At 55.2% G+C, this 26,564-nt stretch carries 12 protein-coding genes; 5 read left to right on the top strand and 7 right to left on the bottom strand.

The window, feature by feature from the left end:
• Positions 1 to 789 precede the first annotated feature (789 nt).
• From OEV49_08850 to OEV49_08825, 6 genes are all read right to left on the bottom strand, one after another.
• Positions 790 to 11,493, bottom strand: a complete 10,704-nt coding sequence (locus tag OEV49_08850; GenBank protein MDH3891179.1) for a T9SS type A sorting domain-containing protein — start codon at positions 11,491 to 11,493, stop codon at positions 790 to 792.
• Positions 11,494 to 12,245: 752 nt separating this feature from the next.
• Entirely contained in the window at positions 12,246 to 13,280 is a 1,035-nt protein-coding gene (locus tag OEV49_08845) for a hypothetical protein (protein ID MDH3891178.1), read from the bottom strand.
• Positions 13,281 to 13,306: 26 nt separating this feature from the next.
• Positions 13,307 to 13,768 carry a zf-HC2 domain-containing protein gene (locus OEV49_08840; protein ID MDH3891177.1) on the bottom strand — a complete coding sequence of 154 codons (462 nt, stop codon included), beginning with the start codon at positions 13,766 to 13,768 and terminating at the stop codon, positions 13,307 to 13,309.
• Positions 13,758 to 14,279 carry an RNA polymerase sigma factor gene (locus OEV49_08835; protein ID MDH3891176.1) on the bottom strand — a complete coding sequence of 174 codons (522 nt, stop codon included), beginning with the start codon at positions 14,277 to 14,279 and terminating at the stop codon, positions 13,758 to 13,760. Before OEV49_08835 ends, OEV49_08840 begins: the two co-directional genes overlap by 11 nt.
• Before the next feature lie 711 nt (positions 14,280 to 14,990).
• Positions 14,991 to 15,890, bottom strand: coding sequence for a M23 family metallopeptidase (locus OEV49_08830; protein MDH3891175.1), 900 nt, complete (start codon positions 15,888 to 15,890; stop codon positions 14,991 to 14,993).
• Between the two features lie 129 nt (positions 15,891 to 16,019).
• Positions 16,020 to 16,169 (bottom strand): hypothetical protein, encoded by a 150-nt coding sequence (locus tag OEV49_08825; protein ID MDH3891174.1) that lies wholly within the window; start codon positions 16,167 to 16,169, stop codon positions 16,020 to 16,022.
• Between the two features lie 647 nt (positions 16,170 to 16,816).
• On the opposite strand from OEV49_08825, the gene OEV49_08820 reads away from it, so the two are divergent.
• Both OEV49_08820 and OEV49_08815 read left to right on the top strand, forming a co-directional pair.
• Positions 16,817 to 17,578 carry an SDR family oxidoreductase gene (locus tag OEV49_08820; protein ID MDH3891173.1) on the top strand — a complete coding sequence of 254 codons (762 nt, stop codon included), beginning with the start codon at positions 16,817 to 16,819 and terminating at the stop codon, positions 17,576 to 17,578.
• Between the two features lie 183 nt (positions 17,579 to 17,761).
• Positions 17,762 to 18,604, top strand: a complete 843-nt coding sequence (locus OEV49_08815) for a DUF2971 domain-containing protein (GenBank protein ID MDH3891172.1) — start codon at positions 17,762 to 17,764, stop codon at positions 18,602 to 18,604.
• A 260-nt stretch (positions 18,605 to 18,864) separates the two neighbouring features.
• Here the strand turns inward: OEV49_08815 and OEV49_08810 are convergent, their stop codons facing one another.
• Positions 18,865 to 20,652 (bottom strand): right-handed parallel beta-helix repeat-containing protein, encoded by a 1,788-nt coding sequence (locus OEV49_08810; GenBank protein MDH3891171.1) that lies wholly within the window; start codon positions 20,650 to 20,652, stop codon positions 18,865 to 18,867.
• 312 nt (positions 20,653 to 20,964) lie between these two features.
• Between OEV49_08810 and OEV49_08805 the strand changes: the two genes are divergently transcribed.
• The 3 genes from OEV49_08805 to OEV49_08795 all read left to right on the top strand — a co-directional run bounded on the left by OEV49_08805 (position 20,965) and on the right by OEV49_08795 (position 26,517).
• The gene (locus tag OEV49_08805) at positions 20,965 to 21,684 is read left to right on the top strand and encodes a YdjY domain-containing protein (protein MDH3891170.1); all 720 of its coding nucleotides are present in this window, start codon (positions 20,965 to 20,967) and stop codon (positions 21,682 to 21,684) included.
• A gap of 1 nt (position 21,685) precedes the next feature.
• Positions 21,686 to 22,834 carry a hypothetical protein gene (locus OEV49_08800; GenBank protein MDH3891169.1) on the top strand — a complete coding sequence of 383 codons (1,149 nt, stop codon included), beginning with the start codon at positions 21,686 to 21,688 and terminating at the stop codon, positions 22,832 to 22,834.
• Between the two features lie 110 nt (positions 22,835 to 22,944).
• Positions 22,945 to 26,517, top strand: coding sequence for a PKD domain-containing protein (locus OEV49_08795; GenBank protein MDH3891168.1), 3,573 nt, complete (start codon positions 22,945 to 22,947; stop codon positions 26,515 to 26,517).
• The last annotated feature ends 47 nt before the right edge of the window (positions 26,518 to 26,564 follow it).

Raw genomic sequence — 26,564 nt, 5'->3', positions numbered from 1 at the left:
GCTGTGTCGCAATAGCAGGTACCTCCGGTTCCTGCGTTGGCCGAAGGCGAGCGTGTGAACCGCAGGTTTCAAAGGCCGCACTTACACAAGCCTCAATGAGAGTCGCAGGGTCACAACCACGCCTAGGGCGTGGTCAAGAACCTGCGAAGCCACTTTATGGCAAAGCCTGCTTGTTTGGGGGCGACAAATCACTATTCGTGCTGCACTCCTACCAAGTCACCCTGGGCGCAGTCGGGGCTGAGCGGAGTCGAAGCATGAACAGGCCAACAAAGTACTATACCTAAAGCGAAGCGACAGGTGGGTTCGTTTATGACAGGGTCGAAGAATCCCACCCGACGCAAAGCCTTTGGGTGGGGTACCGAAGCGTGGTGATTTGTGGCAAACCACCTCGTCTCGCATCTCACACAACAACCTCAGGCTGTGCGGAGTCGAAGCATGAACAGACCAACAAAGTACTATGCCTAAGGCGAAGCGACAGGTGGGTCCGTTTATGACAGGGTCGAAGAATCCCACCCGACGCAAAGCCTTTGGGTGGGGTACCCAAGCTACAATGGCGTTGGGCGACCGCGGCCGACGTCTGACCGCAAAATGAATAGCTGTCCGGTGAACCGCCTGACAGCACCAAAACCACAGGGCCACGGTTTCGGCAAGCCAAAACCAGTGCCCGACAGAATCCTGGATACGAGGCCGCAGCAACCACCGAAAAGCAAAGACCCCGCGAACAGCACGGGGTCTTACACAGCTTGCGGTTGACACCGCCCGGTGGCGGCGCCGATGTCTTAGGTATCTCTACTTCAACAGCACCATCTTCTTAGTCGAGGTGAAGCTGTCGGCCTGCAGCCGATAGAAATACACACCGGAAGCGTGGGCGGAGGCATCCCAATCCACTCTGACATAGCCGGCGTCGTTTTCGCCGCGCCATGTCCGCACTGTCTGGCCAAGAACGTTGTAAACCATCAGTCGCCATTCAGCCGCCACCGGAAGGGCGAACTCAAAGGTGGTGGAGGGGTTGAACGGGTTCGGATAGTTTTGGGCCAGATGGAAATCTTCGGGCAGCGCTTTGATCTTACCGGTCAGTGTGAAACCGTCATAGCTACCGACATCCACACTGACTACTTCGACATCACCACCCAGCTTGAGCACCGGTCCGGTTTCAAGGAAAGCGCGGCCATTCATGTTATAGATGAGAACTCTCGTGCGTTCACCGTCGTGGCTGTAACGCATCTCCATCGCCGTGGCGTTTTCGTGCAGTTGCGGCTCGGTTTCGCCGTCCAGTATCACGCTTATGGCACCGATACGATAATCGGATTCAATTACCGTGAGAACGCCGTTTCTGACAGCCAGGTGCGCTTTTGGCGTCTGGCCGGGAGCAAACTTCGGCATAGGCGGTGTGTCACCGACAATGACCCTGATCAGATACACCAGGTCCGCAACCGACAGTGTGATGCCGTCGGCATTGACATCGGTGGCCGCGATCTGTCCATCGACGTTAACGTTGAACACCGAGAGTCCGTAGACGAAGTAGTTGCTGAACACGACCGCGTCGGCTACTTCGTAGGAAACCCCGTTGAGGTTGATATCGGCACGGTCGTCGATGGAGTCAGCACAGACGATGTCGACACCGCCGTTGGTGAAGTCGACACAGCGCAACGGTGTCGGTTTGTCCGGGTCGCCGCCGATCAAACAGGAGTCGGGAGCGCCGAAGTAACCCGGGAATCCATAGTTGGGGTCGGTGATGTTCTGGTTCTCGAAACTGTAGACGTTTCGTGAAATCCACAATGTGTCACCGACTCGGCCCGAGAAGCCATTGTCGCCGCAGTCCATCCAGAAGAATGAAACCGGAACAAACTGGCACTCAAGGGTGCGGTCATCCGACACCAGGAAGTTGATGTCGGCGATCGACCCGACCATACCATCAAGGAAACAGCCGGGATGGTTGGCGCCGTTGTTGGTTTCAGCAAAGGCCGTGATGCGCAAGAGGCCGGAGGGACAAGCGTTGCCACAGTTACCGTCGGCTCCATGGCGATAATTGAAATACTCCCAACCACAGTTGTTGTGCAACAGTCCCGGAACCGCGCTCTGAACACTCAGCGCCGACTGATCATAAGCGACCAGAATGTCATAACCACCAAGTTCCTTACCGGAACCGTTGAGGAAGATACTCACCGTCTCCATCTGGCCTTGTATGGCATTGTGCGTCTTTTCGATCTGCACGTGGATGCATTCATCGATAACTACCGTCACGCAGACGGTGTCAGACACAGACTCCAGACACTCATCGGTGGCCGTGACGATCATGCAATAGGTACCGGACGTATCCGCAGTGAAGCAGATCCGATCGTTCGTTGGATCATAGCTGCCGAGACTCGTTGAGACACTGGACAGGTTACCGTCCTCGTCGTCGACGTCGACGGGATAACAAACCTCTCCCGGTTCCTCCAGGTACACGGTCGGATTATTGATCACATCCAGAGTCGGCGGCGCGTTGTATTGCACCGTGATCCTGGCGGTGTCAAACGCCATCGCACCACAGGAGTCGGTGGCCCTGAGCACAAAGTCGTAGTAGCGCTCTCCCGGCGGCACGGCGAAACAGATATCACCGGTGCCTGAGTTGTAACTGGCTCCAACCGGGCCGTCTATCAGCTCAACGGCAGCAAGGTTACCGTCCACATCCGAGGCCGTCACTCCGAAGCAGCGTGTCTCGGGGTCGCAGAAAAACCAGCTTCTGTCTTCACCGGCATCGACCAGAGGCGAGCTGTTGATGTTGATGTCAACCGTGAACGAGTCCTCACAATAGGCGCCGCAATCATCCAGACACATGACATGAACGGTGACGGACTGGTCGGCGGTGGGTGTGTAGACCCAGAAGCTGTCGATGATTGAGCCCGGGCCGGTGATGATCTCACAGTGGTCGAAATTACCGTCGATGTCGGTGGCTGTGACGCGGCGGCTGACCTGCGTTGGGCTACACTGGAAATACGATGTGTCGCCGGCAACATCACAAACGGGCGGACTGTTGATGGTTACATCAATCCTGACGGTATCTTCATCGAACGCACCGCAGTCATCTACCGACCGTAGCACGAAGGTGTAGAGCCCCGACGATGAGGGCGTAAAACAAATCTGGCCGGCGGCATGGATCCCGACCCCCTCTGTCAGATAACAACTGTCCAGGTTATCATCGGGATCCGAGCACGATGCCGGCCAACAAATCTCTGTGGCGCCGCACCGGAATACTGTTCGATCGCTTCCGGCATCGGTCACAGGTGAGCTATTGATCTGAACGGTAATAGTCAGGGTGGCGCTGTCAACGGCGCCGCAACCATCAGTGACGCTGACTATGACCAGATAATCTCCGGAAGTATCAGCCGCAAAGCAGATTTCGTTGGCAACCGTGTCAATCGTTCCGTAGGCACTGAGAAGCTGCTCCCCGGTAATATTGTCATCGGGATCGGTGGCCGTATAAGAGGCGCAAACAGTGCCACCGGTACACAGGAAGACACCAGAATTCTTATTACTGCTGAAAGCTATATCCGGCGGACTATTAATGGTCACGGTATAGCTATGACACAGGGTGTCCGCTGCTCCGCATCCGTCCGTGACAACCGCACAGGCTGTGTAGGTTCCACTCACCGGAGCATCGAAGCACCACTCACCATCGGGACTCACCGTTCCATCTCCGGACAGACGGCTCCAGGTCAAATCATCACCGTCATCGTCGTGGGCAGCGAACGGACAACAGAATGATCCCGGTTCGCAGATAAAGGTATCGACCGGTGCCAGTTCCTCGACGTATGGCCCCGAATTAAGGGTGACATCGACGACTATCTGACAATTATCAGAGCCACAATCGGATTCTGCCGACACCGACAGAACATAGTGTCCGGCCGTGTCGACATCGAAACAAACTTCCCCGGCGTCGTAATACCCGAAAGGTGACACTGTAACCGTAGCCGATGCGTCGGACACCGTGACCGGACGACAGACTTCCTGTGGCGCACACAGGAACATAGCGGTATCGGCGGCACAGGTGATAGCAACGGCAGTACCGAGATCAACGGTGATGTTGATAGTATCTCTGCCCTCGGCCTGGCATGCATCGGTTGCCCCAACCACAAACTGATAGAGACCCGACTCGGTTGGCGTGAAACAGACCTCATCGTCGACGGTGTCGATAGCGCCGCTACCCGACACTAACAGTTCCAAAACCACATTGTCATCGGCATCCGCAACGCTGTAATCGAAACAGTAGGCAGCGCCATCACAGAGGAAAATCGTAGTGTCATTGCCCAAGGTTACCAGCGGTGCGTTGTTGAGCGTGATGTTGTACTGCAAAGTGGTTGTGTCGGCGGCGCCGCATGAGTCGCTCACCACCACCGTGACAGATTTGACCCCGCCGCCGTTGGCGCTGAAACACCACAACCCGTCGGTCGTGACGGTGCCGTCACCCGACAGGCGCGCCCAGGTAAGGGCTCCACCGTCGAAATCGGCGGCCGCAAACTGGTAGCAAATCTGGCTGGTGGCGCACATGAAAGTGTCGACCGGACTTGGTGGATCGACAACAATCGGTGAACTGTTGATGACTACATCCGCTGCCACCAAACAGGTATCGGTGCCACACGAGGTCGACGCAATTATCTCGATTTCGTAATGACCCGAACTGTCGGCGTCGAAGCAGAGGTTACCGGCTGAGTGCGTGCCGATAGGGCTGACAGTAACGGTCGCGCCACTGCCGTAGATACCCACCGGGATGCAGACCGAACCGGCCTCACAGATGAAATGCGCCGAAGGAGGAGGACAATCAATCGACGCCGCTTGACCGATATCGACATTGAAAGTCACGCGGCAGCTGTCGGCGCCACAGGTCTCAGTGGCGACCACATCGATCACGTAGGTGCCGGAGGTGTCGGCCAGGAAGCAGAGCGTACCGTTGATATAGGTTCCATGTGAAACTGATACCGAGGCCGTGGCTGGTGTGACAGCCAGCGAATGACAAACGGAGTCAATCTGACACAGGAAAACATCTATGGGTCCGGTCGGGCAATCGATCTGGGCAAACTCTCCGAAACTGACCGTGACCACCACCGTGTCCTCGGCCGTTTGGCCACACCCATCGGTTACCCGGACAACAAACTGGTAGCTACCGGCTGCCGTTGGCGTGAAACAAACCGTTTTGGTCAGGGTGTCGATAACACCAAACCCGGAAGCCAGTTCTTCGGTCAGAACATCACCGGCGTCAACATCACCGGCCTCGTAAGAGATGCAGACCTCCTGCGGATTGCACAGGAACAAACTGCTGTCGGCCTGGGCGGTCAGCCAGGGGGCTGTGTTAATAGTAACATTGACATTGACGGTGTCCACATCGGTCGCGCCGCAGTCGTCGGTCGCCCGAATCACAAAGGGATAGGTCCCCGATCCGGGCGGCGTGAAACACAGTTGCGAACCGTTGTAACTGCCCGGACCACTGATCAGGCTACAGGTTGACAAATTGGCGTCGCTATCCGAGCATGTGGCCGGCCAGCAGATCTCGGTCGGTGCACACTGGAACACTGAAAAGTCGGCCCCGGCATTGGCCGATGGCGGACTGTTAAAGTCGACGTTAAAGGTCAGGGTGCAGGTGTCGGCGCCGCATGATTCGGTAGCGATCACGGTGACCGAATAGACGCCCGCCGTGTCCACCGGCAGACAAAGCTGGCCGCCTGAGTACCAGCCGAACGATACCCAGACCGTTGCCGACTGAGGAGTGATCGGCAGAGGCTGACAGATAGTATCCGGCTGACACAGGAAGATATCGATCGGCTGCGCGGGGCAGTCGATAAACGCAAAGTCACCGAACGTCACGCAGACCTGCACCGTATCCAAGCCTACAGCGCCGCAGGAGTCGGTAACACTCAGGATGAATTCATAGCAACCGTCGACGGTGGGCGTGAAGCAGACTTGATTCGTAGCACTGTCGAGGCTTCCATACCCGGACACCATTGACTCGATCAAACCCGCGGACCCATCAGGGTCCGAGACGGCATAGCCGAAGCAGATTTCCTCAGGCGCGCAGAGGAACAGCGCAGTATCATTTGCGGCGGCCATTGCAGGAGCGGCGTTGAGCGTGACGTTGATAGTCACCGTGTCGGCGTGGGATTCACCGCACTCGTCCAGAGCACTGAGGGTGAAAACGAACGCACCTGACACGGTTGGATTGAAACAAATGCTGCCACCGTCATACAGACCCGGGCCGTAGAAGGCGCAATCGGTGAGGTTGCCGTCGACGTCGGTACAGGAGGCGGGCCAACATATAGTTTCGTCAGGCCCACACAGGAATAACGTCTGGTCACTTCCAGCGGATGATATGGGTGCACTGTTGAAGGTCACGTCGACCGTGATCGTATCTTCGTCGAACTCGCCGCACTCATCTTCGATTCTGATGATAAACGTATTGGAACCACCTGCGACAGGTGTGAAACAAACTTGAGAATTAGGTTCATCCAGGCCGCCCGGTCCTGACACCAATGTCACCGTGGTGAGACGGGGATCGTCCGGATCGGTGGCCACGTAGGGCAGGCAAATCTCAGTGGAGGCACACAGGAATATCGAGGTGTCGTTTCCAAAGGCGATTTCCGGAGGACCATTGATATCTATCTGTACTGTAAACTGCGTTTCGCAGACCGCACCACAAGAGTCCTCACAACGTAGACTCACGGTGACGGTCTGGTCGGACACCGGCATGTAACACCAGTCGTTGCCAACCAGTGTTCCGGGCCCGCTTGTTATTTGGCAGAAGGCCAGGTTGCCGTCGGCATCGGTAGCATACGCCGGCAGGCAGATCTGTGCGGCGGCACACTGGAAGATCAAGGTGTCGTTGGGCACCGTGCAGACCGGAGCGGCGTTGATGGTGACGTCGATGAGCACGGTATCTCTGTCGGTGGAACCGCAGGCATCCGAAGCTTCAATAATGAACTCGTATACACCGGAAGCAGAAGGCAAAAAGCAGATTTCGCTGCCGTTATAAGTACCGGGGCCCGCCACGAGGGCACAACCGGACAGGTTGCCGTCGATATCGGCGCATGAAACCGGCTGGCAGACTTCACTCGGAGCACACTGGAATAGAGTTTGATCATCTCCGGCATCAGCCCTGGGTGGCGTATTCAATGTGAAATAGACCGCAACAGTGTCGACACTCTCGGCGCCGCAGAAATCGGTCGCCTTCAGTATAAACTCATAGTTGTAGGTCCCGGTCGGAGTAAAGCAAATCGTCGAGCCGTCAAAAACACCGGGGCCTTCGATTAGCACCACTGAGGTGAGATTGCCGTCCGGATCGGAGGCAGAGGCCGACCAGCATGTTTCCTGGAGCGAACAATCAAAAATCGTCAGGTCGGGGCCGGCATCGACTATCGGAGCCTCATTGATATCAATCGTCACCAACAAGGTGTCATATCCCTCGGCGCCACAGGCGTCGGTACCTTTCACGATAAACTCGTAAATACCGGAGACGGGCGGGTCAAAGCAAAGTTTGTTCTCAGCCGTATCCAGTGTGCCGTTGCCCCATATCAATTCGAGCGATACAAGGTTGTCATCGGTATCGGACGCCGAATAAAGTTGACAGACAATTCCCGATGCGCAGACAAACCTGGTTGTATCGTTACCCAGATCAACCAGCGGTGCTGCATTGATTGTGAAATTGTAAGTCATGGTAGTTGTATCAGCAGCGCCACAGGAATCGCTGACAACCACCTCGACAGAGTGGCTACCATCGGTGCCCGTGAAGCACCAGAGGCCATCACTGGTGACAGTGCCCGCACCCGAAAGGCGGGCGTAAGTAAGTGTGCCGCCATCCGGATCACCGGCTGCAAACTGATAACAAATCTCTGCCGCTGCGCACATGAAGGTGTCGACCGGTGAAGGATCGGTCGCTACCGGCGGCGAGTTGATGGTGACATCAGCGATGACCAGGCAGCTATCGGTGCCACAGTCGGTAGTGGCAACCACCAGGATTTCATAGTGACCGGATGAGTCGGCTGCAAAGCAGAGGCTTCCTGATGAGTAGGTGCCGACCGGTCCGACGGTGGCAGTCGCGCCGGTTCCGAAGATACCAACGGGAAGGCAGATAGAACCTGCCTCACAGATGAATTTCGATGTCGGGTCAGGACAGTCGATCTGGGCAGCCTGTCCGATATCCACGTTGAAGGTCAACTGGCAGGTATCCGAACCACACTCCGCCGCCGCCACCACCGATATGATGTAGGTCCCACTGGTGTCGGCGTTGAAACATAGCTCGCCGTTTGAATAAATACCATGTGAAGCAAAAACAGTCGCCGAGGATGGTGTGACACTCAGCGCCTGACAGACCTGGTCTGCCTGACAGAGGAATACGTCGATGGGCTCAGTCGGACAATCTATCTGAGCGAAGTCACCGAAGGAAACGCAAACTGTTACGGTATCTTCATCTGTCTCGCCGCACGGATCGGTTGCCTGGACGATTATGTCATAACAGCCATCGGTTGTAGGCGTGAAGCATACTTCGTTGGCTGCCGTATCGATAGTGCCATAGCCTGAGACCAATGTCTCGATCAACCCGCCCGGTCCCTGAGCATCAGTCACCGTGTAGCTGACGCAGATCGACTGGGCTGCGCAAAGCTGCAAAGTGGTATCAGCCCCGGCGACAATCGTTGGCCCGCCGTTGAGTGTTATGTCATAGGTCAGACTGGTCGTATCGGCCCGGCCGCATGAGTCGGTCACTGCGACCGTGACAACATAACTACCGGCTCCGGATGGTGTAAAACAGTACGAGCCGCCGACGCTCAAGGCGCCAACACCTGAGATCAAGCTCCAGGTCAGAGTGCCGTTCTCTGGGTCTGTCGCGGCAAACTGATAACAGATCTCCTCCGGGTTACACTGAAAAACCGCGACAGGACCGCCGGGATCGGTGGCCACCGGCGCCGTGTTGATGGTGAGATCATAGAAAATGCTTGTAGTGTCAGCCGCGCCACAGGAGTCCGTCACAATCACGACGGCGCTGTAGGTTCCGCTCACGGTCGGCGTGAAACAGAAATGTCCGCCGGTGGTGATAGTGCCGACTCCGGCCAGATGCGTCCATGAAAGCGGTCCGCCATTGGGGTCCATGGCTGAGAAATCGTGACACAGTTCCGACGCCTGGCACATGAACATCGCCACATCCTGAGGGTCCGTGGCTATCGGCGGATCGTTGTCGCTGATGCTGACGACAACCGTATCATAAGCATGCAGGCCGCAGTCATCTTCGGCATGAATCACGAAAGTGAAAGCACCGGCCATGGCAGGCGTGAAACAAATCTGGTCATTGACCATGGAGCCCGGACCGGAATACAATTCGGTGTAAGCAATGTTATCATCGGGGTCTGAGAAGGATACGTCGAAACAGATTTCCTCCCAGACGCACATGAACCGGCTGAAATCGTTACCTGCAGCCGCGGTGGGTGCTTCATTGAGATCGACCGCGAGATATGCTGTCGAAGAGCCGACATTCCCGCAAGCGTCCTCGGCGGTAACAGTGATTTGGTACACCCCGGCGGTGTCGGCAAAGAAACAGATGTCAGCCGTTGTGGCCGACGGCATAGTGCGGGCTGCAAAGGCATCGATTTCGAGAGTCCCGCTATTACATTCCATTTCAAGCTCATTGAAGACAATACCGTCGGGGAGATCAAAAGTGATCCCGCCGACCCCGGAAGATGCCGAACCACCCGGCACCGTGCGAGTAACGGTGTGCGTCACAGTCCCATCGAGACTAAAGGTCAGCGTTCCGCTGCCGCCACCGTTGCTGTTGGTAAACAGAACAAAGTCGGTGTTCGACCCATGGCAGGTGGTGATTTCCTCATTGAACTCCACCACACAATGATCCCCGGAACTAAACGACACTGACCCGTCGCCATCTCCACCATCGGGACCACCGGGTCCGGGTGATGTGAAGGTTAGATCGGTGGGAGCATTCAGCAGGTGGTCAGCCGAGTTCCCCGGTTCGATTCCATTTGGAAAGGTGCCGTAGTCCTGCACGGTGGCAGCAAAAATAAAATTCGGAAGAGTGACAGCCACGCCGGATTGTGAATTCACCGGCGGCACAAAATCAGCCGCCGAATACAGAATCGTGCCCGGGCCGCCGCCGCCAATCTGCGTGATGCTGCCGCCCAACTGGTTGATGCGTCCCACCTGATCGAAACCGGCCAGAGTGCCGGTGTAATCTCCAAAATCTGTCGACACCGAGGTTACGTCGCAATCGTTATCGATGATGTCGACCGGCAGGCAAATCTCAAGAGGTCCGCAGGAAAAGACCGACGAATCACTGATTGTCACCACCGGGGCGCTGCTGACCGTCACGTTGTATTCCACGGTCAGAGTATCAAAGCCGCCGCTGCCGTCGCAAACCTCGATGACCATATCAAATGAGCCGCTGGCGGTCGGCGTGTATTCATAGTAGCCGGTAACCGGAGTAGTAGATGGCGTACTACTGAACGATCCCGGACCGGACAGGAGCGTCATCGTCAGGGTATCAAACGGATCGGGGTCGGTAGCCACAATCGTGTCATGGATCGTCTCTCCCAAACACAGCAGCGGATCAATAGTCTGGCTGCCGCCGTCAACGAAGGTCGGAACCTGATTGTCCGGACAGAACTGGGTGGCAAACTGCAGGCCGTTGCCCTCATAAGCCCAGCTTCCCGAATATCGATCATTGTACTCGGAGCCGCCGGCTGGAATCACACCATCAACGTTGTAAGTAACCCCGGGAAGAACTTTAGAGGTGAAGCGGCTGGTGTTGGGGTCGCTCACCGGATCGTTAACCTGATACTGATCGGTGATACCCGCATAGGTGTCTATGAAGCCGGGAACATCGGACAGCAGCATCATGCTATCGCCGAGATAGACCTGGTCGGCATCGAACGGTCCACCGTGTCCTGATGACCAGATGTTGAAGTCGATGGCACACCCGGCCACCGTTACACCCAGTGTGTCACGATAGTCGCCGGTGTCTTTCATCTTGGCATAATCTATGGTGTAGTCCCACCATATTTCGTAGAGATTGACGGCTATGCTGTCCGGCCAGCGCACCCAGCCCCAGCGGTCGTTCTGCTTGAGATTGTCGAACAACTCAAACCCCTGCGCCCAAACGTTGACACCCGGCGCCGGGTCTTGTTCCATGATAGCCAGGATGGAGCCATGAAACTGCTCCAGTGAATTTCCGCGAGAATAGAGATGATTGGCAATGTTCCACTTACCGGCGGCCGTGTCATAGTAGATGTAATAGCCACCAACATTGGTCTCCAACGGTTCCGGCAATTCAGGCACGCCCAGGAAGTAAGATGAATCTACCAGATTGTAATTCGGCGGAGGACCCGGAGGGTTGTTGTCATAAGGGTCGTAGTAGGGTACCGAAGCATCGCCACCATCACCACCAAATATTGACTTTGTCGGAGCCAATAATAACAGCAAGCTCAGGAACAATCCCAAGCGGAGCACTCGATGTAATCTCACTCTTGTCCTCGCTGTCTGTAAGTCCAAAACGTTCGTGTCCATCCACCGCGCAAACGACCGCCTCAACAGGAAGCAGATTCACGATCACTTGTTACGGGCGCTGATTTAGAAATGTAAAGGCTGGGAGAGATGTATGACAGTAAACTAGAGCAATCGCTCATGTGCCACTCCCGTATTACCTGTTCGTCGTCCTTTTGAGCGCCGGCGCTGTTACTTGAAAACCGCCGAAACTCAGCCCGAGCCGGTCGCAATCAGCAACGCGAAACAGCTCGGCATTACTATTTCAAACTAACCTGTTTAATCCTTTAAGTCAAGGGAAAACACGGGGAAACGGCCTGTTTCCGCGGGTTTCTTATGGGGTCTAATAGTCCATGTTGGCAAGCGCTCCGCCCGATCCGTCTTTAGGGCACCGCCGCGTGAAGCACTAATAGCGCATTCATGGGTGGTTGATCACCGCGCGAGGCACAAATAGCGCATTTATAGGTGACTCATCACCTCATGCTGAGCGGAGTCGAAGCATCAACCCCTGTACAGGTGGTGTCGGTCGACAAGTCGCATCCTCGCCCCTCACCCCTTTATGTGGTGTCGGTCGGCAAGTCGCATCCTCGCCCCTCACCCCTTTATGTGGTGTCGGTCGGCAAGTCGCATCCTCGCCCCTCACCCCTTTATGTGGTGTCGGTCGGCAAGTCGCATCCTCGCCCCTCACCCCTTTATGTGGTGTCGGTCGACCCCGCCCGACACCGGCAAGCCTGTTAATAACTCTTTGTCTCAATTGTATTTGTGAGGATTATTCGCTCCACAAACGAGAACGGTAGCGGATTGTCGTCATCGTCCGGTATTTCAATCTCGGTCTTTTCCCCATGCCGGGTGGTTATCTCCCGGTGAAAGTCTCGGATAGTCAAGGTTTCGGCCGCCAAACCGTGCTCCCCCAGATTCATGAAAATACCACCGGAGGTCAGGGTGTCGACATCATAGGGATTCAGGGCGTAATAACGGGCGATATCGAAATCAAAACTGAACCGGTGGTCGTCCAGCCACCGGACATTGCTCACATTGAACGATGTCAAAAACAAGAGCGAGTCCCCGCCCTCCAGATAGAACATCTTACGCTGTCGACACCGATCGGCGGACGTATGGTCGGGCTCTCCAAAGCCAAGTGTACATCTGCGATCTTTGGCTTCATACTGGTCGGATGACTGATTCCAAAGCGAGTACTCGGTTTGCAAGTTGATGGACCGATGGGTCTTGGGCTTGTGGGCCAATTCCCGGTCGGACGAGGCTGATATCACTATTTGAACGTTCTTCCAGGCTGAACTGTGCCGTCTGGACAGATGCACCTCGCCCCCGTTGGGCAGAAAAAACTCAAATTTCTCCTCGTGATACTGGTACAGCGGTGGGTCGTCATCGCCGGACCGAACCATATTCATCATCGAGCCGGTCAATTCGATATTCTCATCAAGCGTGACTCGTGGCTTAAGATATAGATCCATGGTCATCCAAAGATCGTCGGTATGCGGCTGGTGGTCGTCTGGATCGGTTGTATGCAGAACCGGCCCAACCTTGGCCCCGGACGCGGTCAGGCTGAAACTCTTGCCGTCACCATAGAAAGACAAGGTAGTCCGCCCATACTCCCCTTCAGGGACGGTAAAGCCTCCGGAGCCCGATGAACTACCGCTGGTCCCATCGGCGACTACGCGGACATTGACTGTAATGTATTGATCCGAATCGGCCATCGCTCCCGAGGCGAGCATTGCGACCACCAACAATGGCATGATTGTCGTTTTCATTTTCATATCTCCTATCCAGATTGGTTTTACAGGTCGGTTCCCGACGCTCCGGTCGTGAAAGTCCGGACTACATCGGCTTCGGTCAAAATAATTCGCTGAACCGGCTGGCTGTCTTCAGGTGATATAATAAGCTGCTCGGCCGGGGTGGAGTTGTCTCGATTCATCAGGCTGTTAACGGAGAGAAACAACAACACCGCCAAAGCAGCCCAGGCGATTGGACGGGGAACATGGTAGCTACCAGACCACAGCCGACCTAACCAGCCGCCGGGTTCACGCTTGGTTCCGGCCAGGATCGCTTGTTCGACATCGGCCGGCATCTGAGCTTCCTCCCATTCGGCCGTCAGTCGCTCAAGCTCGTTAATCTGCTCTGAGTACTGTTCACACTCCGAACACTGGGTCAGATGTTCCTCAAGTGAGCCTCGTTCCTGCTCGGTCAGCTCCGTGTCGACCCGGGCTGAGATAAGTTGACGGTATTGCTCACAGTTCATAGCTATCACCTTTCGCTTGAGTTCTATTGAGTGCGTTGCGCAACTGGTTGCGCGCCTTGAACAGGATCGCCCGCACGGCCGGGACAGTCGTCCCGAGAATATCAGCGATCTCGGTATATGCAAAGCCCTGATAAACTTTGAGAATCAATCCCTCTCTATAGGGCGACTCCAGCCGACCGACGGCCTGTCTCAATGCAGTCAGCCGCGAATCGGCGGTGCTGTATGAGTGCTCGATGTTATCGATTACACTGTCAAGCGGCTGTTGTTTGCGGTGGCGACGAAGATGGTTCAGGCAGAGATTCCGCGCGACAATGAACAGCCAGTTCCTGACATCATCGATAGGCCTCTTTTTGTTCAGGTGCTCGTGCAGTCTGATGAAGACGTCCTGAACGATATCGGCGGCAGTATCTTTGTCACCGAGCATCTTGAGCACAAAATCGTAGATATGGTTTTTGTGCTCGTGGAACAGTTGCGTGAACGATTGCGAGTCGGTTTCTCTCGCTGGGTTCATAAGTCTGCCTTTGTCATCGATTCGTGTTGCCATCTTATATTGAAGACACAGTTTTGGCAGGAAAGTTTTTTGTTTTTTGCGATAAACCGCTGTTTCGCGCTTGGCACGAGCTAACCTCACCCTGAGCGGAGTCGAAGGGTGAATTCAATTAATAGAGCGCTCATGCTTCGACTGCGATCATGCTTCGACTGCGCTCAGCATGACATGGGTCGGACCAAGGGTCTGCAGGGAGACCCCCGCTCCCGTCGTTGCGAGCGAATCCGCGTTTCGCGGATGAGGGCGGCAATCTCATGCGCCGTCACCCCGAACGCAGTCGAGGGGGACTTCCTCTAACCAATTCCGGCCGCATCGCAGGGATGTCGCCCTACTAAGAGAAAGATGGTTTCCCGCCTTCGCGGGAATGACACACGGTCAAGCCGTGTTTCTCCGCGCGGGAATGACAGAAAGTGACGCTCGAAGCGCGAGAAAGCGATTCATCGCCGCGAAGCGCGAGAAGGTGATTTATCACCAAAAAAAACGCCGCTGTGGGTGGCCGTCTCAAACCTTGTTTGGGGCGGAAATCATTCAACACATTCACCCTTCGACTGCGCTCAGGGTGAGGTTGCAACCTAGAAAGCGATTTATCGCCGCAAAGCGCGAAGTAAGCCATTTATGGCCACAAAAAAAACCGCCGAGATTAATCGGCGGTTGAAATCTGTTGGCGTGTGAACCCTACTTCTCGTTCAGGATATATTTGCGCGGGTTGAGCCGTTTGCCGTTGCGACTGACTTCATAGTGCAGATGCGGACCGGTCGAATAGCCGGTCGAACCCATAAGGGCGATAACCTCGCCGCGTTTCACCCGCTGACCTCTCTTGACATTTGACTTCGACAGATGGCCATAGAGAGTCTTGAATCCATAACCGTGGTCGATCACGACAGTCTTGCCCATGCCGCCCTGGTTACCCACTTTGATTACTTTACCGTCGGCCGTGGCCACGATCTGTGTACCGCGCGGGTTAGCCAAATCGATCCCCCAATGCATCCGCTTGTAGCCGGTGAACGGATCATATTTCTGGCCATAGCCACGTGAGTACCAGCCTTTACATGGCCAGATCGAGGGTGTGTGTTTGAGGCGATCTTGCAGATCGTCCAACGCCGCGTGGACCTCGTCATATTTCTCAAGCTCAAAACGAGACAACCTCAGCAGGTAGTCAAGATCGACCTCGGCCTGTTGGGCGGTTTGCTGGGTGGTGGAGAGAGCGGTGGTGACCGCCTTGGGACCACCCACGCCGAGCTGCCGTTCCTGTATATCGATCTCCGGCAGATCAAAAGCAGAGCGCAGGACGATCTCTTTCTCAACCAGATCGCCGTAGCGCGCCTCTACCTCCGAAAGGCTCCACCGCATCTGCTCAAACTGCGAAGCCAACTCTGTGTTCTCATTCTGAAGTCGGGCCAGTTCTTTCTGAGCCACTTGATCATTGAAATACTGCGAGGTGAAAAACAGGCCGGCCACCAACAAGACCAACAGGGCGCCGCCTGCAATATATAGCGAAGCCACCGGAACTTTCACTTGTTTGAAAATCCCACTGGCGTCGGGAATCATTATTAGCGTAATCTTCTTTCTAAACATCCTCACTCCGTAACGGTTCAACAACTATCACCGGTGCGGCCAAACACCACCCACCAGTACTCAAAACAGCCCCGAAAGTACATCGTTGTCAACACAGAGTCAAGAATAAAAGCGTCAAACTACCCTTGACTACTTGATCAGCACGTAATCTTTGCTAAGCACCTTGTTGACAATCTTGGCCAGTTTCTCAGCCTGCAGGTTCTGCAAACTGTAGAGATGCCAGTATGTCTTCCTGGGCAACCCGGTAAAGACTCTCTTTTTCTTAGCGACCATCGTCATCACGCCCTCCGTTGGCTTCGACAAGCCCGACCGGGGCGGCTGAGTCGCCTCCCACATTAATCGGGTGTCCAGATCAAAACATTTAGGTTTCGTCCATTGCTATGCACAGAGCGTGCCCTTTGCAGGGGACCGCCACAGGTTTTGGCGACAATCACTAACATGCTACCCACACACAACTTAGCGGCGACCTCATTAACCCCAGTCTTCCGAGGCCTTTTTGATGGCTGGAGAAAATGGGGTAACTGTCCTATTAATGCTCCTCATCGCTCAACATTTGCACAGGTTTTTGGCCCCGGCGAGATTGGCTGAAGAGCAGTTTCTTCTCTCGCGTAGCGGCGGGTCTTGTGTCCGCCGGGTGGCTCAGACGGCCGCAACAGGTGCTGTCGGGCGACTCGCCCGACGGCGTGGCGAGGTTTTCTTAGGGCAGAACAGCTTCTGGTTCTGCCATTGCCCAATGTCGGAACCGCTAAGAGGGTTCCGACCTACAGGAAGAGAACCGTACTTTGCGAGAGATTAGCAGACTTTTTGAGATATCGCGAACAGAATCTGCTGTCTACAGATGGACGCTACGCGCAATCGATTGACGACGCCGGGCTTACGTCGTACTTTGATACAAAAGAGCCACAAATCGGATGAAAGGAACACCAATGTCCAGACTGAAAGATAAAACCGTCCTCATAACCGGCGCCTCGGCCGGGATCGGCGCCGCCTGCGCCTGTAAGTTTGCCGAAACCGGAGCTCGGTTGATTCTGGCCGCCCGGCGGCGCGACCGGTTGGAGGAGGTGTCCACCGATCTCAATGTAGATGTCCACTTGATGGAGCTCGACGTCACCGACCGCTCGGCTGTGGAAGCGGCCATCGATGGTCTGCCGGAGTCGTTTCGGGAAATCGATCTGTTGGTCAACAACGCCGGTCTGGGGCGCGGTGTGGATAAGCTCCACGAAGGAAATATCGATGGTTGGGAGGAAATGATCGACACCAATGTCAAGGGACTTCTGTACCTGAGCCGGACGGTAATACCGGGCATGGTGGCGCGTGGGCGCGGGCACGTCATTAATATAGGTTCGATAGCCGGTCACCTGGTCTACCCCGGCGGCAGTGTCTATTGCGCCACAAAACATGCTGTCGATGCTCTGACCAAAGGGATGCAGATCGATTTGGTCGACACACCGATCCGGGTCTCCACGGTCGACCCCGGCCTGGTCGAGACCGAGTTTTCGCGGGTCCGGTTCTATGGTGACACCGAACGAGCAGCCAAGACCTATCAGGGTTTCCAGCCGTTGATCGGCGAGGACGTGGCCGAAGCGGTCGTTTGGATTGCCGACCGCCCGCCGCATGTTCAGATCGGCGAGCTGATCATCCTCCCAACCGCCCAGACCTCGACAATGCACCTGCACAAGGAGGGGTGACACGGGGGGGCCGTGTTTTTGTGGCTTCGCCGCCTTGGACAAGAACGCGCGGAGCGCACAAAACCTATTAGTCGGTGTCATTCTGGCGAAGGCCAGATTCAGTTCTGGTAGGGCGGGTCCGTCTTCGCCTGCGCGCCGAGGCGTGAACCCGCCAACATTGGTTAATATGTAATGGGAGATCAGATGGACGATAAACCAAAACCCAAAACGCTCTACAAGTTCCGAAGTTGGGTGAATGATTGGAATGATCCGGATAACCCGGAAAAGAACCTCCACAGGACGCTACTCACCGAACGAAAACTGTGGGTGCCAAAAGCTACGGACTTGAATGACCCCTTTGATTGCTGTATCCCTTTTAGATACGATCGGCTGCCAGAGGAAAAGTTCAAAGGGAGACTTATAGGTCTGTTGCCACCGGCAATGCCAATGGCTCAACGTGCAGAGCTGGCTGAAGCGAGAGTTCGAGAATTGGAGTTCAAAAATCAGGCTAAGTTGCGAAAATTCCTAGAGGAATCTGCGCTCAATTATCGGGAAAAGCACGGGATTCTATCATTCTCAACAGTGAAAGATGTGCCATTGCTTTGGTCACACTACGCCAATGCATATCGCGGGTTCTGTGTAGGTCTCGACTTCTCTCTATTCACAGGAGTCTTGCATGAATACTTCACGAGCACCGGCAAGCCATATCAAGAGGCTTGGGTAACATACGTAAAGACATTCCCCGAAATCGTACCTTCTGAAGACCTTGATGATGAGGAGGACTATGAGAAGTTCCTGCAGTTGTTCACCGCAAAGTCAAAGCACTGGGATCACGAGGAGGAATATCGATACGTCTTCATGGATGCAGGTGGGTTCAGTCTGAATCTAACCCCGCAATGCGTGTCCGAAGTGATCCTTGGTTCGGAGATGCCGGAAGCACACAAGGAAGAAGTTACCAAAGTCGCTCAAGAACAGTTTCCATCCGCCCAACTGCTTCAGGCGCAACGCAAGTTCGATAGTTTTGAACTCGAATTCGTCCCCGTATGAATCGACAAACCACCTTTCCTTCGAGGGAAACCATATTCAAAGTCCCCTCTGGAGAGTCGGTTTAGGGGTGTGTTTAGCAAAGGCGCAAAGCAAATAATACACCCCGGCCCGCCAAGGCGGGCCACCCTTCTCGAGAGGGGAGTTAGAAAAGCAGCTATCGTGACAGCGACACAGCTAACGCGTTCATGCTTCGACTCCGCTCAGCATGAGGTTGTGTCAGGACCACAAGGGGTCCTGACCTACAAAGAACCAAGAATCGCTCAGTCTCTATACATCAACAACCGCTCCCACAGCGGCTCCGGCTGGACTGTCGAAAACATCCGTTCCACAAGTAAGGTCAAATCGGTGATGTCGATAGTGCCATTGCGATCCAAGTCAACGGCGTCAGGCAACTCAAGAGATGGACCGTTGTTGAAGAAGTAGTCAACCACCAAAACCAAATCCGAAATGTCGCGGCTGCCGTCGTTGTTGACATCGCCGGAGACATGCCCCATCAGTGTCACCATCGCCGTCAGGTCAATATCCGATTTATCGTTGAACAACCCGGTCACCACGCACGGCTGCAAAGTAATATCCCACATCCAACCGTACTGATTGAGGTAACTGCCGGTGTTCATATACATGACCACCACCTGTCCGGCGAAGTCCGGATGGCCGGTCAGTACTGCACACGAATCCGGCACCAACGAATCATTGACACGCAAACTGGCCAGATCGATCTCTTCGACCGAATAGCCGGATGTGAAATTCCCCACGACTACCAGCAGGGTGGATGGATTGACCGAGTTGACATCGAACGTGTGCAATGTGTCCGGATATGCAAAAGCTCGCAGAGTCCCCGAGCACTTGGGATCGACCGCACCGATCAGAGTGCCGCAACTGTTTTGATTCGGAGCGCACGGCGACAAACTGTCGATACTGAAATCACTACTCAGCGCATCACAAAAAAGTGGATCGGTCGACAGGTTGCCGTTAATACTCGCCTGCGCCGAAATATCGCCTACCCAGTCGCCGCCTTCATTACCGTAGATATCTGTACATGCAATACTCGGGATGCTGTCGAACATGGCCACGATCCCCGCCCCTTGTTGATTGAAGGCCACTATCGAGTTGGACAGATCGTAAGAGCAGCCTTCGCTGTAAATCGCAGAACCGAATGGAGCATCGTTGAAGACGAAAGTGCCGTTGGTCACAGTCGGTGGGTCGCCATAGCAGTAGAGCCCACCGGCGAAAGTGGCCTGATTGCCTTCAAAGACACAATGATCAAAACTGGCCGGCGATTCATAGCACGAAACACCGCCAATGATCATGGCAGCGACGTTGCCGCTGACCCGGCAGTTGGTCAAGATCGGGTTCGAATAAAAGAAGTCTATTCCGGCCGACATGCCGAATGGAGCTTGAGCGAGGTTCTGTTCAAAGATGCAGTTGTCCAGTATCGGTGATGAGAAGTTCGCCGCCAGTCCGCCGCCGAAGAAGCCGCACCGGTTTTCTTCGAATCGACAATTAAGAAGCAGCGGCTCCGAACCTTCTTTGCAATACATGCCCCCACCGGTGCCGGAAACCACATTAAGTCGTATCAGACAGTCGCGGATAACCGGGGAAGCTTGGGAGCATAGGATTCCTCCGCCATTGTTGCTTGTCCCCATACCTTTCTGAAGGGTCAGACCACACAGGACCGAACCGGCACCCTCACCGCTGACAAACCTGACAACACTGCCGCTGTCTGCCGGCCCCAGGATGTTTGGGTCACCATCGATCACCGCCGACATTATGTGAATTGAGTCACCGCTCAAAAGAAAAGGTCCGCCCACGGTGATGGCTTTACCGTCAAAGTTTATTCGCTCGTGATAGATACCTGCGGCAATCAACACCGTGTCGCCATCGCCGGCGAGATCAATACCACCTTGAACCGTGGCAGCCTCGGTGGGGATATTAATAGTAGCGGCCAGGCTATTGGTGGTAGCAATCAAGAGCAGGCAAACCGCCGGCCACCAGGATACGCGGCTTGACACGATGCGGAAGATTGTTCTCTGTCGAACTCTGTTCAAACTAATCCTGTTCGCAGTACGTTGGGCAAGTATTATCCCGTTGATCCGCTTTCAAGATCGTAGATAATCCGGATTTGTCAATCTCAAACTACACCTTCCGGGTGCTGTATGCGCCCCTTTTTTCCTTGACATCAGGCCCTTCTTGGCTTCATTGAGTTATTGCAGGGGTGCCGGACCAGGATTAGTATCAGCGGCAACAGCGCTGTAATGATGGTGCTCCTAAGGGCAGAGTGGGAATACTTCATAGAGCCTTTTGGTTCTGTTCAATTAATCGATGTTAGTGCCCGTTCGACGGAGGATAGGTTGCCTTTCATGCGGCGTCAATGGATCGTTGAAGCAACAATAATCGCTTTGGTCTGTTGGGTGACAACGGCGGCCATTACCCAGACCGAGGCGGCCACCGACGATCTGTCCTCGGTCGACTCTTTGGTCATGATGATAGATCCACACACATACACAGTTGGAAACCTGAGAATAGATGCAAAGCGACGTGAAATTGTCCTGCCCGGCTGGGTCAACCTGGACAGTGGACAGGTCGAGTATTTCGCCACCTCTCCCGGCGGCAAGACGCATGAGTCGGTGCTGGTTCTGGACGCGGTGCCGCTTCACCTGCAAACAGCGCTCTTGCTGCTGGGATTCGAGAGCGGCCGGACAACAATGCACTTTCAGGGAGATAGTACAGAGCCTTTGGGAGATTCGGTGGCGATCTGCGTAAAATGGCAGGACCCATCCGGCCATGATGTCATTTATCAGGCGCACCAACTGGTGTACAACGCTCAGCGTCAGTCATCCATGCAAGCCACAGCGTGGCTGTTCACCGGATCGATGGTTATCGACGGAAGGTTCATGGCCGATCTGGACGGCTCTTTCATCGCGACCTATGCCGACCCGGTGGCCGTGTTGAATAATCCATTGGCCGGCCGGCTGGACGACACTGTATACGAAGCCAACAAAAAGACACTACCCAAACCGGGAACGCCGGTTGCGGTGACAATCAGCAAGTGGTCGCAGCCGACCCTGTCCAAGGAGTAGTATGACATCATTCTCGAAAAGAATCATCTTGGTTGCTGTTCTGGTTGCATCACTGATATCTGTGAGTACAGCCGGCGACAAAAACAGTTTCGATCTATCGCTCAGGCATGAAGCCCAAGCCGCTGTTACTCGCGCTCTGGACTACCTGGCCGCAGCGCAGGAGGAAAACGGATCGTTCAATGATTACCCCGGTATCAGTGGATTGGCCATGACCGGTTTCGCGCGGGCGCCTGCAGAGTTGCGCAAAAAACATGAAGCTACCATCGTCCGAGGCTTTAAGTATCTTCTCACCAACGTACAGGATGACGGCGGCATCTATCCGCCGTTCGAACCGCAGTTGAAAGCCTACAACAGTTCGATCTGTCTGATGGCGCTGGTGGCTGCCGAGGCGCCCAGTTTCGAGCAGCAGATAATCGCCACCCGTGGTTACCTCATCTCCCTGCAAGCCGATGAGGATGACGGTATCTCGCCTGACAGTTCCACCTACGGCGGTATCGGTTACAACAAGGACGAACGCTCCGATATTTCCAACATGCAGTTTGCTCTGGAAGCGATTCGCACCTCGGAGAGCTATGCATCGACCGACCAAGCGGCGGTGACCCTGGATGGATCTCTGCCGGAGAGTACCAACGAGGACCTGTTTTGGGAGAAAGCAATCCTCTTTCTGCAGAACAGCCAGAACTACAAAAAGTACAATGACTACGAATGGTCCTCAGATGACGGCGGGTTTGTCTATTACCCGGGTGTTTCCAAAGCGGGAGCGACCACCTCGTATGGCGGCATGACTTATGCCGGGATGAAAAGCTTGATTCACGCCGGACTGACCCCCGACGATGAACGGGTGCAGGCGGCTTATCGATGGATCAAAAGCAATTACACGGTCGACACCAACCCCGAGTTGGGAAAGCAGGGCTTGTTCTACTATTACCATGTGATGGCCAAGGCGCTGACCCTTCTGGGCGAACCTACTCTGATCGACGCAGACGGCGCCGGACACGACTGGCGCGGTGACCTGGCCGACAAACTGATCAGCATACAGGCGGCCGACGGTTCCTGGGTCAATGAAAACGGTCGTTGGTGGGAGAACAACCCGGTTCTGGTTACCGCCTACTGTGTGCTGACGCTACAGGAGTTATTGAAACCTGAATGACACATCTGAAAGATCAGGTAATGATATATGGACCGCCGCTCGAGGCCGATAGACGACCCCGTCCGGTGATCGAACGAAGATAGAGGTTAACAGTAATTCGGAGGATGGTAATGAGAACACGATTGGTAAGTCTGATTTTGGCGATGGCTGTGCTCTGCCTTTTGGCGGCTGACATTTCGGCGCAGCCGATCCGTGTGAACGTGATGCCGGACGGTATCTGGAACGATGCGGCTAACATTTACACTGCTTACGCCTGGCCCAATCCCGACACCGCTCTTACAATATGGGGCAACGTGATCGGCGGGACGGCCCCCTACACCTATGAGTGGGATTTCGGCGACGGTTCGGCGATTGTGACCGGAGCCGTTACCGATCCGAGGTATATTGCGGTAACCCACGGCTATGCGACTATGGGACCCAAGTACGCCACATTAATAGTTACCGATAATGTCGGCGCCTCCGACACCGATGTGGTGCAGATCGACGTTGTCACCCGCAACTGGGATTCGCGGGTCAATCTGGCCATCCAGAAAGGTCTGCGCTGGCTATACCTGCACAATTACGGATACATCAGTTGGCAGGGTTGGGGGGCGGAAGGACAATACCAGGTGGGCGCCTTCGGCATGGAAGTACTGGCCTTCTGCAATCGCGGCCACATGCCGTTCGGTGACCCTGACGAAGATATCTATGCCGAGCATGTCAAAGCCGGGCTGGACATTGTCACCCTGCGCTCCGGAACTCAAACCATCGGCGCCCAGCCTTACGGAAATCCTGATTCCGACGGTGACGGCATCGGTATCTGGTTTTCCAACGGCACCCGACCATGTTATGAGGTCGGTATCGGCGTCATGGCTATAGTTGCTTGTGGCGCCCCCGACAGCACGGCGGCCACCGGACCGGCCGGGGTGATCGGCGAAACGTACCACGACATCGTGGTAGACGCTATGGACTGGATAGCCTGGTCTCAGAATGATTACGGCGGCCGTGGCGGCTGGCGCTACTATGCCAACTACGGCAACAGCGATAATTCGGTATCGCAGTGGCCCACTATCGGGATGGAAGCGGCGGAGTTCGACTGGACGCTGGCGCCACCCGCATTCGTAAAAAGCGAACTACTGGTCTGGACAACCTACAGCCAGAATGCCAACGGCGGCTTCGGATACAATAACAACGGGGCACCTAATGTCGGTCGTACCGGCGCCGGAATCTGCGAGCTTTCTTTTGCTGATGTGCCATACGATGACACCCGCGTTCAAAACGCTCTGAACTACCTGAACAACAACTGGTACCAGGGCACGAATACTTCCAGCGGGAATTTCGGCAACCTGTACGCTATGTACGGCGTGGCCAAGGGCTGTCGTATCGCCGTCGACGCAGGTGGAGACCCCCACGAAATCCAAATGGTTGGCGCACACGACTGGCAGACGGAATACAATGAGTGGCTGGTCGAAAACCAACATCCCGACGGATACTGGAACGGCAGCAACTACGGCAGCAACCTGATCGACACCGACTTTGGCATTCTCATCCTGACGCCATCGATTACTTGCGATCCGGTGGCCGTGATTTCCGCACCGGCTTCCACACCGGCCAACACCGAAATCACTCTGGACGGCAGTGGTTCCTACTATACCTGCGGCACCGCCGACATCGTTGAGTGGCTGTGGGACTATGACAAATCCGACGGACTCGATTGGGAGAATCCGGACGGCGCGGGTGAGAACATCACGCACCCCGGTTTCCCACTCCCCCCCGGCGTTCTGGCCGACACGATTACGATCACTCTGCGCGTCAAGGATAACAGCGACCTCGAAGACACCGATATCGAAGAGCATGAAATTGTCATTGATACCGTCAACCATGCCCCCATCGCCGATTGCGGCGGACCTTATGCCGCTCGCGTCGGCGAGGAGATCGTATTCGACGGCACCGGCTCTTATGATCCCGACCCGGGCGATTCGATCAACAGCTACAGTTGGGATTTGAACGGTGACGGTGTTTTTGATGATTGCTTCGACTCCACATGCACCGAGTCGTGGGATGCTGTCTACTCCGGTTACATCGGACTTATCGTAACGGACAATTTCGGCGCTGGTTCCGATGACACCTGTCATGTGACGATCTGGACATCCGAGATGGATGTCCATGTCGACGACGCCGATGTGTCTGTCTCCAACCCGGCCGCTTCGCCCGGTCAGGTTATCACGGTTGCCGCCACCGTGCACTGCCACGTCGACTCCGACCCGGTATCCGGTGTGAACGTGCGCTTCTACGACGGCGACCCGAGTGTGTCGGTAAACCAGATCGGCGTCGACCAGTTCATACCCAGCATGTCACCGGGCGAGGCCGTATCGGTCGATGTTGCGTACACGGTCGGTGATACCCTGCCGCGCCATTTGTACGTGCGGGTCGATCCCGACCAGGAGATCGAGGAATTCGACGAAACCAATAACGAAGCATCATACACGCTGGCCGGATCGACCGACTGTTTCGCCATGGCCACGATAGACCCGTTCATGCAGTACATGTTTTACGTGCATGCCGTCATACCGATGAGCGCCACAATCTACCTGGGCGAATTCTCAGGCGATTTCGTTGCTATCGATGTCAATCCGGCCACGGTAATGGTCAACGACAGTATCGCGCCGACCTCGTGGGAGATCATCACCGACCCGGATATTTTCCCGGGTGACATTTTCAAACTCACCTTCCCCATTGCGCCGTTCATACTCGGTTACGGCTGGGTTTGGGATTCTACCGAGCAGGAATACACCGTGAACTGGCGCGTGGGCGGCAAGCCTGTGCAATGTTCAGCCACCGGTACATTCGTGCTGTGGGGTCATCGTTCGGGCGATCTGAATCTCGACGGCAGTGTCGATATCGCCGACCTGCTCTACATGGTTGACTTCATGTTCCGGGGCGGTCCTGCTCCAGAGATTGTCGATGCGGCCGATGTCAACGGTGACTGCGCGATCGACATCGGTGATCTTACTTTCTTTGTCGAATACTTCTTCGGCGGCGGTGACAAACCGGCGGCGCCCTGTTCGCAGTCGAGCCAACCGACGGCCAAGATAGGTCACGATGTAGAAATCAATTCGCGTTATGTCGATGGCGGCACGATCATATCGATGAACAATCCGGTTGAAGTACGCGGAGTGCAATTGAATCTATCCGGCCACTCTGACAGCCCACCGATCAGCGTGACCAACGCCCAGTTGGAACTGTCTTACGGCGCCACCGAAGAGGGGCTGCTGGTTGGCTTGTGTGATCTCGACGGTACCCAAGTCCTCCAGGCAGGGCGCTATGACATTCTCAGACTCGACGGCGTGTACGAAATATCCGAAGCTCTGTTGTCGGACCTGGATCATCGCACCGTGAGTCCGTTGATCAACGGTAACGCCAAGGGCACCGTGCTGCCGGGAGATTTCGCGCTGTATCAGAACCATCCAAACCCGTTCAATCCGCTCACCGAAATCGGCTTCTACCTGCCGACCGCCGGACGGGCGCGACTGGAGATCTTCAACATCATGGGCCAACGAGTAGCCACCTTGTTTGAAGGCGAACTGTCGGTGGGCGAACACGCCTATCAGTTCGACGGTACCATGCTGGCCAGCGGTGTTTACTTTTATCGTCTGGAGACGGACAGTGGTTCGCAGACAAAAAAGATGGTATTAATGAAATAGCCGATACCTTTTTGGAAATACAACGATGTACACTAATGAAGGGACAG

The organism is Candidatus Zixiibacteriota bacterium (genome assembly GCA_029860345.1).
GTDB lineage: Bacteria > Zixibacteria > MSB-5A5 > GN15 > FEB-12 > JAJRTA01.
Note: the sequence above shows the minus strand (reverse complement) of the source record. Positions and strands in the feature narration are given on the sequence as shown.